This window comes from Polynucleobacter sp. MWH-P3-07-1, from assembly GCF_018687555.1.
Taxonomy (GTDB): Bacteria; Pseudomonadota; Gammaproteobacteria; order Burkholderiales; family Burkholderiaceae; genus Polynucleobacter.
In genome coordinates this window covers 1041018-1053995 of the sequence record NZ_CP061296.1, presented here as the reverse complement: position 1 = coordinate 1053995, position 12978 = coordinate 1041018, and the positions used below count along the sequence as shown (strand labels likewise).

Here is a 12978-nt window from a genome sequence, read left to right as displayed (position 1 = left end):
TGACTTATGACTATTCTTCAACTATCCCCTCAAACTATGGCCGACATTGAGCGTAATGTCGCCAAATATCCTCCAGAGCAAAAGCAATCTGCCGTCATGGCTGCTCTGATTGCAGCTCAAACTGAAATCGGTTGGGTTTCTTCTGATGTGATTGAAACAATTGCATCTATCTTGAGCATGCCTCGCATTGCAGTAGAAGAGGTTGCGACTTTCTACAATATGTATGACACCAAGCCAGTCGGCAAATACAAGTTGGTGATTTGCACTAACTTACCATGCCAACTCACTCACGGTGAAACTGCAGCAACTCACTTAAAAGAAACACTCGGCATTGGTTATAACGAGACCACACCTTGTGGCACTTTTACCCTGAAAGAGGGCGAGTGCATGGGTGCTTGTGGCGATTCCCCAGTCATGCTCGTGAACAACAAGCGGATGTGTAGTTTTATGAGCAATGAAAAGATTGATGCTCTCTTAGCCGAGCTACGTGCAGAAGGGAAGTCAGCATGACCAGTTTGCACGATCGTCACATTAAGCCCCTGATTTTGGCGGGTCTCAATGGCAATAATTGGGGTCTGAAGGATTACGAGAGCCGTGGCGGCTATCAACAGTTACGTCGTATCTTGGCGGATAAAGTCACACCGGACTCCATCATCGCCGAGCTAAAGCTTTCCTCCCTTCGGGGTCGAGGTGGTGCAGGCTTCCCAACAGGGTTGAAGTGGAGCTTTATGCCCCGCCAGTTCCCAGGTCAGAAGTATTTGGTTTGCAACTCTGATGAGGGTGAGCCAGGAACATTTAAAGACCGCGACATCATGCGTTACAACCCCCATGCCTTGATTGAAGGCATGATCATTGGTGCTTACACCATGGGGATCTCGGTGGGTTACAACTACATCCACGGGGAAATTTGGCAAGACTACACTCGCTTTGAAGAGGCGCTTGAGCAAGCCCGTGCCGCTGGCTATCTTGGCGACAAGATCATGGGCAGTGACTTTAACTTCCAACTGCATGCTGCGCCAGGTTGGGGTGCTTACATTTGTGGTGAAGAGACTGCTTTGCTCGAGTCGCTCGAAGGTAAAAAAGGTCAGCCGCGTTATAAGCCACCTTTCCCAGCAAGCTATGGTTTGTATGGCAAACCCACCACCATTAACAATACGGAAACGTTTGCCGCTGTGCCATTCATTATGGCGATTGGCGGTCAAGCGTATTTGGATATGGGCAAGCCCAATAATGGTGGTACAAAAATTTACTCTGTGTCTGGTGACGTTACCTATCCCGGAAATTATGAAGTCCCCATGGGCACGCCATTTGCTGAGCTCTTGAAGTTGGCTGGTGGGATGCGCGATGGCAGGGCGATTAAGGCGGTCATTCCGGGTGGATCATCTGCCCCAGTGATTCCTGGTGCGCAGATGATGGATCTCACAATGGATTACGACAGCATTGCAAAAGCCGGCTCAATGTTAGGTTCAGGCGCTGTGATTGTGATGAATGACACCCGCTGCATGGTGCGCGCTTTACTGCGCCTCTCTTACTTCTATCACGAAGAGTCTTGTGGTCAGTGCACCCCATGTCGTGAAGGTACCGGTTGGTTATGGCGCATCGTGAATCGCATCGAACACGGTGAAGGTCGTCCAGAAGATTTGGATTTGCTCAATGATGTCGCGGCCAATATTCAAGGTCGGACGATTTGTGCATTGGGAGATGCAGCGGCGATGCCTGTGAAAGGTATGTTGAAGCATTACATGGATGAATTTGCATATCACGTAGAACATAAGCACTGCTTAGAATCTGCGCGGCCTTTATAAAAGATATTGAGTACGGGACTTCTTAAAGTGAGCATGGTAGAAATCGAATTAGACGGTAAGACAGTTGAGGTTCCTCAGGGTTCGATGGTGATGCATGCCGCGAATAAGTTGGGCACCTACGTTCCGCATTTCTGTTATCACAAGAAGCTCTCGATTGCTGCTAACTGCCGCATGTGCCTGGTTGAAGTAGAAAAGGCACCAAAGCCATTACCCGCTTGCGCCACACCGGTAACTCAGGGCATGAAGGTCTTCACTCACTCTGCTAAAGCAGTAGAGGCGCAGCGCTCTGTCATGGAGTTCTTGCTGATTAATCACCCCCTGGATTGCCCAATTTGCGATCAAGGTGGTGAGTGCCAGTTGCAAGATTTGGCAGTAGGCTACGGTAAGTCAAACTCGCGTTACGAAGAAGAAAAACGCGTGGTGTTTCATAAGAATGTCGGTCCATTGATTTCAATGGAAGAAATGTCCCGCTGTATTCATTGCACCCGTTGCGTTCGCTTTGGTCAAGAGATTGCTGGCGTGATGGAGTTAGGCATGATTAACCGTGGCGAGCATTCTGAAATCACCACCTTTGTTGGTCAGACTGTAGATTCCGAGCTGTCCGGCAATATGATTGATATTTGCCCAGTTGGCGCATTGACCAGTAAGCCATTTCGCTATGCTGCTCGTACCTGGGAATTGGCTCGCAAACGTTCTGTGAGCCCACACGATAGTTTGGGTAGCAACACAACGATTCAAACCAAAGCGAATAAAGTGATGCGGGTCGTTGCTTTGGAGAACGAAGCAATCAATGAATGCTGGATTAGCGACCGCGATCGTTTCTCCTATGAGGGTATTAACAGTGCAGAGCGCGTGACTTCGCCAATGGTGAAGCAGGGGGGTCAGTGGCTGGAGACAGATTGGGAGTCTGCCTTAGATTACGTTTCCCGCTCACTCAAAACGATTGCGGCAGAGAATGGCCCACAAGCGATTGCTGCATTGGCCCATCCGATTTCGAGCACAGAAGAACTCCATCTCTTGCAAAAGATTGTGCGTGGACTGGGTTCAGATCAAATTGAAACCCGTTTATTGCAATCCAATATTGACGGCGCTGCTGAGGCACCATGGCTCGGTATGCCGATCGCCAAGCTTGATCAGTTAGATCGCGCGCTCGTGATTGGCAGTTATTTACGTAAAGACTTGCCATTGATGGCAGTGCGTTTGCGCGCAGCTGCTAAACGTGGCCTTGCTCTGCATCGGATCGATGCGGGTGGCGATGATTGGTTGATTGATGCACCAAAGAGTCTGAATGTTAAGCCTAGCGCTTGGGTTAATAGTCTTGGTGAAGTTGCTATGGCAGTTGCAAAAGCAAAATCCACCTCAGCTCCAGCCGGAGTTGCTGGCAGTGTTTCCCCAGCGGCTCAAGCAATCGCTGACAGCCTCCTTTCCGGTCAGGCTGGTGCAGTATTCCTGGGATCTGCTGCTATCGCTCATCCTCATGCAAGTGATTTGCATGTTTTGGCACAATTTATTGCTGAGCAAACTGGCGCTACTTTTGGTTTCTTACCAGTGGGTGGTAATGCAGTCGGCGCAGGTTTGGTTAATGCCAATGGCGCAGGCGTGAACTCAGTATTGTCTGGTGAGCGTCGCGCCGTGATTCTCATGAACCTTGAGCCTACTCGTGATTTACCTAATCCTGAACAAGCGAAGTCTGCTTTAGCCAAAGCCAATACGGTGATTGCATTGACACCATTCACTAGCCCTGACTTGTTAGAGGCTGCGGATGTCATCCTGCCTATTAGCGCCTTTACCGAAACCGTTGCCACCTTCATCAATGCAGAAGGCAGCGCACAAACCATTCAGCCAGCAGTCAAACCTTTGGGTGATTCGCGTCCTGCATGGAAGGTCCTTCGTGTGCTTGGTGGCTTGCTTGGTCTAGATGGTTTCTTATTCAATATGCCTGAAGAAGTGTTGGGCGATGCCTTGGGTGAGAGCTTTGTTGGCAAACTCAACAATCAGTTCACTGCAACACCTGCTGTATCCAATAGCAATGCTGCTCCCACAAACGGCTTTGAGCGCGTATCGGATGTCAATATCTATTCGGTGGATCCCATTGTTCGTCGTGCCCCAGCCTTGCAAAGAACTGCTGATGCCAAGCGTGGCAATCAAATTGGCTTAAACCAGGCTGCGATGAATGAGCTAAGTCTTAAAGAGGGTGATGTCGTTTCCATTACCCAAGGGAATTTGTCGACACAACTGCCTGTTACGCTAGAAGCAAATTTAGCAGCAGGGGCAGTGCGCATCTCTGCTGGTACAGAAGCTAGCGCTAAGTTAGGCGCCATGTTCGGCCCAATTACTTTGAGCAAGGTCTAAGAGATGACTGATTTCTTAAATCTGATTAATACCCAAGGCGAAGCCCTATTGGGATCGCTATGGCCATTAGTTTGGGCTTTAGTACGGATTGTGATTATTGTTCTGCCAATGTTTGGTGCAGTGGCTTATCTAACCTTATGGGAAAGAAAGCTGATTGGTTGGATGCATATCCGTCTTGGACCTAATCGTGTAGGTCCCTTGGGTTTACTGCAACCGATAGCTGATGCACTTAAGCTCTTGATGAAGGAGATTATTTCTCCTGCGCAAGCAAGTAAGGTGCTCTACATCATTGCCCCTGTGATGGTGATCATGCCGGCTTTTGCTGCTTGGGCTGTGATTCCTTTCCAGGCCAAAATGGTATTGACCGACGTTAATGCCGGTTTGCTCTATGTGATGGCGATTTCTTCCATTGGAGTCTATGGCGTCATCTTGGCTGGTTGGTCATCCAATTCAAAATATCCATTCCTTGGCGCGATGCGTGCATCAGCCCAGATGATCTCCTATGAGATTGCGATGGGTTTTGCCTTGGTAACAGTCTTGTTAACTTCAGGCTCTTTAAATCTGAGTGCGATTGTGGAATCCCAGATGCATGGTTATTTCGCAAGTAAAGGCTTGAACTTCCTCTCCTGGAACTGGTTGCCTTTATTACCAATGTTTGTGATCTACTTCATTTCCGGCGTGGCTGAGACTAATCGTCACCCATTCGACGTGGTTGAAGGGGAGTCAGAAATTGTTGCGGGCCACATGGTTGAATACTCGGGTATGGCCTTTGCGATGTTCTTCTTAGCTGAATACGCCAATATGATATTGATCGCTGCCTTGGCATCGACAATGTTCTTAGGCGGCTGGTTGCCGATTGTGGATTTACCAATCTTGCGCGATATTCCCGGCTTCTTCTGGTTGTTTGCTAAGACCTTCTTCCTTTTGTCTTGTGTCATTTGGTTGCGTGCCACTTTGCCGCGCTATCGCTATGACCAGATCATGCGCTTGGGTTGGAAGATTTTTATTCCCATCTCTGTATTCTGGGTCATGGTAATTGGTGCTTGGGTTGTATCCCCATGGAATATTTGGAAATAGGTAAAGACAATGATTAAGAAAATCAACCAATTTCTCAATAGCTTGATGCTCAAAGATATTTTGACCGGGATGTCGATTACTGGCCGCTATCTGTTTAAGCCCAAGATTACGATTCAGTATCCAGAAGAGAAAACGCCTCAGTCTCCTCGCTTCCGTGGCTTGCACGCTTTGCGTCGCTATGAGAACGGGGAAGAGCGCTGCATTGGTTGCAAACTGTGTGAAGCAGTCTGTCCTGCCTATGCTATTACGATTGAAACTGCTGAGCGTGATGACGGTACGCGTCGCACGAGCCGTTACGACATTGATCTGACTAAATGTATCTTCTGCGGTTTTTGCGAAGAAGCTTGTCCAGTAGATGCGATTGTCGAGACCAATATATTTGAATACTTTGGTGACAAGCGGGGCGACCTGTATTTCACAAAAGACATGTTGCTAGCAGTCGGCGATAAGTATGAAAAAGACATTGCAGCTAACCGTGCAGTTGATGCACCTTATCGTTAATCGAATCGAGCTATAAGACCATGACATTCGATCCCTCCACCATCTTTTCAGTTTTCTTCTACGCCTTTGCTGGCTTATTGGTCATTTCTGCATTGCGAGTCATTACAGCTCGCAACCCAGTTCATGCGGCTTTGTTCCTAGTGTTAGCCTTCTTTTGTGCTTCAGGCTTGTGGATGCTGCTCAAAGCCGAGTTCCTCAGTTTGGCCCTGATCTTGGTTTACGTTGGCGCGGTGATGGTGCTCTTCCTATTCGTGGTGATGATGCTTGACCTTGATCTAGAGCATCTGCGCCGTGACTTTAAGAAATACCTTCCAGTCGCCTTCTTGATGGGCGCAGTGATTGTGCTCGAACTATCAATTGTCTTGATTCGGAGCTTCATTGGTACTAGCTCTCCCGTGCAGCCCATGTTAGAAGAATCCACCATGAGCAATACCAAGGCACTGGGTATGTTGATCTTCGTTGATTATGTCTATGCCTTTGAAGTCGCCGGCATCATTTTGTTGGTTGCCATCATTGCTGCCGTTGCATTGACCCTGCGGAATCGTAAGGATGCGAAACCCCAAAACGTGGCTGAGCAAATTAATGTCAAAGCTGCAGACCGGATGCGGATCGTCAAAATGAATACGGATATGGCTGCCAAGCAAGATGCACGGGGAGAAAAGAAATGACTGTAACCCTGGCCCACTACCTTGTACTGAGCGCAATTTTATTTGCAACAAGCGTGATTGGTATTTTCCTCAATCGCAAGAACGTGATTGTGCTATTGATGGCGATCGAACTCATGCTGCTCTCAGTCAATCTGAACTTTGTTGCCTTCTCCCATTACTTGGGTGATATGGCAGGTCAAGTATTTGTATTTTTCATTCTGACCGTGGCCGCTGCTGAAGCAGCGATTGGTTTGGCAATCTTGGTCGTGCTCTTCCGTAAGGTGGATACGATCAATGCTGAAGACTTAGACCACCTTAAAGGCTAGTCATGCAATTCACTTTAACTCTTCCCGTTCTCTGTGCCGTGCCATTAGCTCCGCTGATTGGTTCTGTCATCGCTGGATTCTTCGGTACTAAATTGGGCGGTGATCGTATTGGTCACGGGGCCTGTCAGTTTGTCACCATCTTGGGTGTGATGATTGCCTTTGTTTTATCTTGCTTTGTCTTAGTGCAGGTGATGGATGGTTTCTACTTCAATGGCACCGTTTACCACTGGATGCAATTGGGTGAGCTCAATCTCGATATTGGTTTCTTAATCGATCCATTAACTGCCACCATGATGTGTGTGGTCACCTTCGTCTCTTTGATGGTTCACATTTACACCATTGGCTACATGGCTGGAGAAGAGGGCTATAACCGTTTCTTCTCTTACATTTCCTTGTTTACCTTTGCCATGCTGATGCTGGTCATGAGTAATAACCTCTTGCAACTCTTCTTTGGTTGGGAAGCGGTGGGCGTAGTGTCTTATCTCTTGATCGGCTTCTATTTTGAGCGCCAGTCTGCCGTGTTTGCCAATATGAAGGCCTTTTTGGTCAACCGCGTTGGTGACTTTGGTTTCATTCTTGGCATTGGTTTGTTATTGGCCAGCACAGGATCGATGCAGTATGACGTCATCTTTGCGCAAAATAGCGCTTTAGCTGCACAAACTTTACCTGGTACAGGCTGGAACTTAGTGACAGTTGCTTGTATTTGCTTGTTTATTGGTGCGATGGGTAAATCAGCCCAGTTTCCATTGCATGTTTGGCTGCCAGACTCTATGGAAGGCCCAACTCCAATTTCTGCTTTGATTCATGCGGCAACTATGGTTACTGCGGGCATCTTCATGGTGGCACGGATGTCGCCCCTCTTTGAGCTGTCTGATACCGCTTTGAGCTTCATCTTGGTTATTGGTTCGATTACAGCACTATTCATGGGCTTTCTGGGTATTGTCCAGAACGATATCAAGCGGGTAGTAGCGTATTCCACATTGTCCCAGCTGGGCTATATGACCGTCGCATTGGGTGTTTCCGCTTATCCAGTAGCCATCTTTCATTTGATGACTCACGCTTTCTTTAAAGCACTGTTGTTCCTTGCAGCGGGTAGCGTGATTTTGGGCATGCACCATGAGCAAGATATGCGCAAGATGGGCGGGCTTTGGAAGTACATGCCAATCACTTGCTTAATGATGCTCTTGGGTAATCTGGCATTGATTGGTACTCCATTCTTCTCTGGCTTCTATTCAAAAGATTCCATCATTGAGGCGGTAGCGGCGAGCCACATTCCTGGATCAGGTTTTGCTTACTTCGCGGTGATGGCGAGTGTGTTTGTTACTGCTCTATATTCTTTCCGCCTCTACTTCTATGTATTCCATGGCAAGGCGCGTTGGGGCCATCACGATTCACATGCGCACGATCACCATCACGCAGAAGAGGGCGATGACCATGCTCACCATGGTCTTGCCCCCGGCGAGATACCCCATGAGTCCCCTCTGGTTGTGACACTGCCCTTGATTTTGTTGGCCATCCCTTCAGTCATTATTGGCTTCTACACCATTGAACCGATGTTGTTTGGTACTTTCTTCGGCGACTCTATTTTTGTCGATATCAGCAAGCACCCAGCGATGATGGAATTGGCTGAAGAGTTCCATGGCCCCATTGCCATGGCTTTGCATGCCTTTACTTCTCCAGTGCTCTTATTGGTTGTGCTTGGAGTGCTTTCTGCTGCGATTGGCTATTTATGGGCAACCAAACTTCCTGAGAAGTTTGCTCAGGCCTTAGCCCCCATCAAGTTGCTGCTCGACAATAAGTACTACCTCGATGCTTTCAACCAAGCCTTCTTTGCTAAAGGCTTGTTGTGGATCGGCGGTATCTTATGGCACCGCGGTGATCAAAAGATCATCGATGGTTTCTTGGTTAATGGCAGTGCGCATGCTGTTGGGCGCTTTGCCGGTGTGATTCGCCATTTGCAATCCGGTTATCTCTATCACTACGCCTTTGCAATGATTGCAGGCTTAGCGGTATTGCTCGCTTGGGTTTTGTACGCTTACCTGCCTTTTGTTCGCTAGGCCTTTGTTACTTAAGTAGCCATCATGATTCTCTCATTCGCCATCTGGATCCCGATTTTCTTTGGACTCATTATTTTGTTCTATGGGTCTGAGCATCCCAGCGCTGGTGTGCGTTGGCTTGCCTTGATCGGGTCCATCATTGGTTTTATTGCAACTCTGCCGCTAATTTTGCAATTTGATATTGCCAATGCAGGCATGCAGTTTGTTGAGAATGTTTCTTGGATTCCCCGTTATGACATTAACTACCACTTAGGAGTTGATGGCATTTCCGTTTGGTTCATTGTTCTGACTGCTTTCATTAATATCTTTGTGGTGATTGCTGCTTGGGAAGTGATTGATAAGAAGGTCTCGCAGTACATGGCATCATTCCTGATCCTCTCTGGATTAATGATCGGGGTTTTTGCTGCACTGGATGCTTTACTTTTCTATGTGTTCTTTGAAGCCACCCTGATTCCGATGTACATCATTATTGGTGTGTGGGGTGGTCAAAACCGAATCTACGCCGCGTTCAAGTTCTTCCTGTACACCTTGCTGGGCTCTTTATTGACCTTGATCGCGATGCTGTACCTGTACAACGCAACCAACACCTTTGATATTTTGACTTGGCAAAAAGCGCCATTGGATATTGTTGAGCAAGTTTTGATTTTCTTTGCCTTCTTCATGGCTTTTGCTGTGAAAGTGCCAATGTGGCCATTGCATACCTGGTTGCCTGATGTACACGTTGAGGCTCCTACCGGCGGTTCCGTAGTCTTGGCGGCCATCATGTTGAAGCTGGGTGCTTATGGCTTCTTACGTTTCTCATTACCCATTGCCCCAGATGCCAGTCAGTATCTTGGCCCCTTTGTGATCTTCCTGTCTTTGGTGGCAGTGATCTATGTTGGTACCGTGGCCCTGGTTCAAAAGGATATGAAAAAACTGGTGGCGTATTCATCAGTGGCACACATGGGCTTTGTTACTCTGGGCTTTTTCCTCTTCAGCCCCCTGGGCGTAGAGGGCGGTATTGTTCAAATGATCTCGCACGGTTTCGTATCCGGCGCAATGTTCCTCTCCATTGGTGTCTTGTATGACCGCATGCATACCCGTCAGATCGCGGATTACGGCGGCGTAGTGCACAAGATGCCAGCCTTTACTGCATTCGCTGTGTTGATGGCAATGGCCAATTGCGGCTTGCCAGCGACTTCTGGTTTCGTGGGTGAGTTCATGGTGATTCTGGCGGCGGTCGATTACGACTTCTTGATTGGTATTTTGGCAGCCACCGCTTTGATTCTGGGTGCAGCGTATTCTCTTTGGATGGTTAAGCGGGTGTTCTTCGGCGCAATCCACAACAAGCACGTTGAGGATCTTAAAGATCTCAACGGCCGTGAATATTTCATGATGGCTGTATTAACAATCTGTGTACTGGGTATGGGCGTCTATCCCAAGCCGTTTACCGACATCATTCATCCCGCTGTGATTAATCTGCTGCAGCATGTTGCTGTTAGCAAAATCTGAGTAAAAGCACATGCAAGCCTTTGACCTTTTCGCCATCCTGCCTGAACTCGTACTACTCGTAGTGACCTGTGCTCTTCTCGTTGCCAGTGTTTATGTTCGAGAGCGTCAGCCCGCCCAGGCTGGAGTAGAGCAAGATATCTTCCACACCCCACGCGGGGTTGGATTTGTTTATTTCTTCACGATTATTTTGCTGGCTTACTTAGTCATTGCCTTTGCTAGCCGCATTGGCGATGTGTCACTTGTGGCGATGAATGGCTTATTTCAGTCTGACCCATTCTCTAATCTCTTAAAAGCCTGCTCTTGCGGAGCTGTACTCGTCAGCTTGATCTACTCTAAGCAATACCTGATGGATCGCGGTCTATTCCGGCCTGACTTTATTGTTTTGAGCTTATTGGCTTTGTTAGGTCAATTGGTTTTAGTTTCTGGTTCAAATCTACTGACCCTTTACCTGGGTCTTGAGTTGATGGCTCTCCCTACCTATGCCTTGGTAGCGATGCGTCATAACAGTGAGAAGAGTGTTGAAGCTGCCATTAAGTATTTCATTTTGGGGGCCTTGGCCTCCGGTTTCTTGCTCTACGGCATGTCGATGCTCTATGGAGTAACTGGCTCACTCGATCTGATTGAGATCTTCAGAACAGTGGCTGATCCCCGTGTAAATCATTTGGTGATGGCATTTGGCTTGGTATTTATTGTTGCTGGCTTGGCCTTTAAGTTGGGTGTAGTGCCATTCCACATGTGGGTGCCGGATGTGTATCAAGGTGCGCCAACTGCGGTGACCTTAATGATTGCCGCTGCGCCGAAGATTGCTGCTTTTGGATTGTTATTCCGCTTGCTAGTGAATACCTTGTTGCCACTTTTGGGTGACTGGCAGCCTATGCTAGTGCTCTTATCTATTCTGTCGCTGGTGGTTGGTAACGTTACGGCGATTGCCCAAACCAATGTGAAGCGGATGTTAGCCTACTCAGCTATTGCGCAAATGGGCTTTGTGATGCTCGGTATGCTTTCTGTATTTGATGACCACGCATTTAGTGCATCGACATACTATGTTATTACCTATGTCTTAACTACGCTAGGTAGCTTCGGTTTATTAATGCTACTGTCACGTAAGGGTTACGACTGCGAAACCTTAGATGGCTTAAAAGGTCTCAACAAGAAGCACCCTTGGTTTGCCTTTATTGGTTTGGTCATGATGTTCTCCTTGGCCGGTATTCCGCCAACAGTCGGCTTTGCCGCAAAGCTGTCGGTCCTTGAGGCTTTGGTAGATGCTCAACATACTTTCATCGCAATCATCGCGGTGATTGCTTCTTTGATCGGTGCTTTCTACTACTTGCGAGTGGTGAAGGTCATGTACTTTGATGAGCCCTTGCATGAGACCACCATATCGGGATCCACCTTTGCTAAAGGACTCTTGAGTCTCAATTGCATTCTGGTGCTGGTCTTGGGAATTTTCCCTGGTGGCCTGATGGCGACTTGCCTCGACGCAATGCGTCGTACCTTGCTGGGCTCTTAAGCTCCCTAAGGTCCAGCCATGGCCGAAAAATCCCTTCACGACTTACCCCCAGGGGATCAGCATCTTCGTGAGGAAAGAATCTCGGGAGAAGATATCTACGGCGGCATTTTCTTAAATATGAAGCGCGATCGGGTTAGCTTGCCCGATGGCCAAGAAGCGGTCCGCGAGTATTTGACACATCCTGGTGCGGTTGCCATTTTGGCAATACTCGATGATGGCCGAATTCTTCTGGAGCGCCAGTATCGTTACCCAATAGCCAAAGTCTGCATGGAAATTCCTGCGGGTAAATTGGATCCCAATGAAGATCCTTTAGTTTGTGCGCAAAGAGAGCTTGAAGAAGAAACAGGTTACTCGGCAAGTAGGTGGAGCTATATCCGCCGAATTCATCCCGTGATTTCCTATTCCACTGAGTTTATCGATATCTATTTAGCGGAAGGCTTGCAAGCTGGTAAGAGCCGCTTAGATGAAGAAGAGTTTCTGGATGTCTTCGCCGCGCCTTTGGATGAAATCTTGGCCTGGGTAGAGCAGGGTGTCATTACCGACGTCAAAACCACTATTGCGATTTATTGGTTAGATCGCTATCGCCGCAATCTCGTTAAACCCAGCGCCCTGGGTTCTTAGCTAGCCCTGCATAAACCCGATAAAATAGGGGCTATTGAATTTGGCATATTTGCCCCCATTTAGGTTTTATGAAAGTCTACAATTTATCCTGCCCCTTAGATCATCGCTTCGAGGGTTGGTTTGCATCTGAAGAAGATTGTCTCTCCCAACAAGCAAAAGGTATCTTGGCGTGCCCTCTGTGCGATAGCACCGAGATTACTCGGATGCCATCCGCTCCACACATTGCAAAATCAAGCTCAAGCCAGAGCATGGAGTTAGCCAATACGGCTCAGACTTCAATTCAGCAAGCTAGCCCTAGTGGTGATGTCGTTGCTTTAGCTGGTAGCGACCACTCTCAACTGGAAGCTCAAGTTCAAGCTGCTTTTCTGAAAGGTATGCGTGAGCTGATGGGGCGCTCTGAGGATGTAGGCTCTGCATTTGCAGAAGAAGCGAGAAAAATTCACTATAAAGAATCACCTGAGCGGAGCATCCGTGGTCAAACCACCTTGGATGAAGCCGAAGCTTTGCGAGATGAGGGTATCGAGGTAATGGCGATGCCATTGTTACCTGCATTCAAAGATACCTTGCAATAGATCGGATGCACTCTTATTG

At 48.0% G+C, this 12978-nt stretch carries 12 protein-coding genes; all 12 read left to right on the top strand.

Annotated features, from left to right (window positions below; genetic code table 11):
• The first annotated feature begins 6 nt into the window (after nt 1-6).
• A complete protein-coding gene (gene nuoE, locus ICU98_RS05475; RefSeq protein ID WP_215335775.1) occupies nt 7-510 on the top strand; it encodes an NADH-quinone oxidoreductase subunit NuoE in 504 nt (167 codons plus the stop codon).
• Nucleotides 507-1805: an NADH-quinone oxidoreductase subunit NuoF gene (gene nuoF, locus ICU98_RS05470; RefSeq protein ID WP_215351108.1), complete on the top strand. Its 1299-nt coding sequence runs from the start codon at nt 507-509 to the stop codon at nt 1803-1805. The genes nuoE and nuoF overlap by 4 nt, the downstream gene beginning before the upstream one ends.
• A 33-nt stretch (nt 1806-1838) precedes the next feature.
• Entirely contained in the window at nt 1839-4157 is a 2319-nt protein-coding gene (nuoG, locus tag ICU98_RS05465) for an NADH-quinone oxidoreductase subunit NuoG (RefSeq protein WP_215351105.1), read from the top strand.
• Between the two features lie 3 nt (nt 4158-4160).
• Entirely contained in the window at nt 4161-5234 is a 1074-nt protein-coding gene (gene nuoH / locus ICU98_RS05460) for an NADH-quinone oxidoreductase subunit NuoH (protein WP_215335772.1), read from the top strand.
• Between the two features lie 9 nt (nt 5235-5243).
• Nucleotides 5244-5735, top strand: a complete 492-nt coding sequence (nuoI, locus tag ICU98_RS05455) for an NADH-quinone oxidoreductase subunit NuoI (protein WP_215335771.1) — start codon at nt 5244-5246, stop codon at nt 5733-5735.
• 20 nt (nt 5736-5755) lie between these two features.
• Nucleotides 5756-6403 carry an NADH-quinone oxidoreductase subunit J gene (locus tag ICU98_RS05450; RefSeq protein ID WP_215351103.1) on the top strand — a complete coding sequence of 216 codons (648 nt, stop codon included), beginning with the start codon at nt 5756-5758 and terminating at the stop codon, nt 6401-6403.
• On the top strand, nt 6400-6708 hold the full coding sequence (gene nuoK / locus ICU98_RS05445) for an NADH-quinone oxidoreductase subunit NuoK (RefSeq protein WP_112204328.1): 309 nt from the start codon (nt 6400-6402) through the stop codon (nt 6706-6708). The genes ICU98_RS05450 and nuoK overlap by 4 nt, the downstream gene beginning before the upstream one ends.
• Nucleotides 6709-6710: 2 nt before the next feature.
• Nucleotides 6711-8765 (top strand): NADH-quinone oxidoreductase subunit L, encoded by a 2055-nt coding sequence (nuoL, locus tag ICU98_RS05440; RefSeq protein WP_215351100.1) that lies wholly within the window; start codon nt 6711-6713, stop codon nt 8763-8765.
• A 24-nt stretch (nt 8766-8789) separates the two neighbouring features.
• A complete protein-coding gene (locus ICU98_RS05435) occupies nt 8790-10256 on the top strand; it encodes an NADH-quinone oxidoreductase subunit M (RefSeq protein WP_215351098.1) in 1467 nt (488 codons plus the stop codon).
• A 10-nt stretch (nt 10257-10266) separates the two neighbouring features.
• Complete coding sequence (gene nuoN / locus ICU98_RS05430; RefSeq protein ID WP_215351095.1) at nt 10267-11766, top strand: NADH-quinone oxidoreductase subunit NuoN; 1500 nt, start codon at nt 10267-10269, stop codon at nt 11764-11766.
• 18 nt (nt 11767-11784) lie between these two features.
• Entirely contained in the window at nt 11785-12387 is a 603-nt protein-coding gene (locus ICU98_RS05425) for an NUDIX domain-containing protein (RefSeq protein ID WP_215351092.1), read from the top strand.
• Nucleotides 12388-12455: 68 nt separating this feature from the next.
• Nucleotides 12456-12959 (top strand): DUF1178 family protein, encoded by a 504-nt coding sequence (locus ICU98_RS05420; protein ID WP_215335765.1) that lies wholly within the window; start codon nt 12456-12458, stop codon nt 12957-12959.
• Nucleotides 12960-12978: the final 19 nt, after the last annotated feature.

Bases quoted from the DNA above. Each gene is read 5' to 3' on its own strand.
- nuoE (WP_215335775.1), top strand. From the start codon at position 7: ATGACTATTCTTCAACTATCCCCTCAAACTATGGCCGACATTGAGCGT.
- nuoF (WP_215351108.1), top strand. From the start codon at position 507: ATGACCAGTTTGCACGATCGTCACATTAAGCCCCTGATTTTGGCGGGT.
- nuoG (WP_215351105.1), top strand. From the start codon at position 1,839: ATGGTAGAAATCGAATTAGACGGTAAGACAGTTGAGGTTCCTCAGGGT.
- nuoH (WP_215335772.1), top strand. From the start codon at position 4,161: ATGACTGATTTCTTAAATCTGATTAATACCCAAGGCGAAGCCCTATTG.
- nuoI (WP_215335771.1), top strand. From the start codon at position 5,244: ATGATTAAGAAAATCAACCAATTTCTCAATAGCTTGATGCTCAAAGAT.
- ICU98_RS05450 (WP_215351103.1), top strand. From the start codon at position 5,756: ATGACATTCGATCCCTCCACCATCTTTTCAGTTTTCTTCTACGCCTTT.
- nuoK (WP_112204328.1), top strand. From the start codon at position 6,400: ATGACTGTAACCCTGGCCCACTACCTTGTACTGAGCGCAATTTTATTT.
- nuoL (WP_215351100.1), top strand. From the start codon at position 6,711: ATGCAATTCACTTTAACTCTTCCCGTTCTCTGTGCCGTGCCATTAGCT.
- ICU98_RS05435 (WP_215351098.1), top strand. From the start codon at position 8,790: ATGATTCTCTCATTCGCCATCTGGATCCCGATTTTCTTTGGACTCATT.
- nuoN (WP_215351095.1), top strand. From the start codon at position 10,267: ATGCAAGCCTTTGACCTTTTCGCCATCCTGCCTGAACTCGTACTACTC.
- ICU98_RS05425 (WP_215351092.1), top strand. From the start codon at position 11,785: ATGGCCGAAAAATCCCTTCACGACTTACCCCCAGGGGATCAGCATCTT.
- ICU98_RS05420 (WP_215335765.1), top strand. From the start codon at position 12,456: ATGAAAGTCTACAATTTATCCTGCCCCTTAGATCATCGCTTCGAGGGT.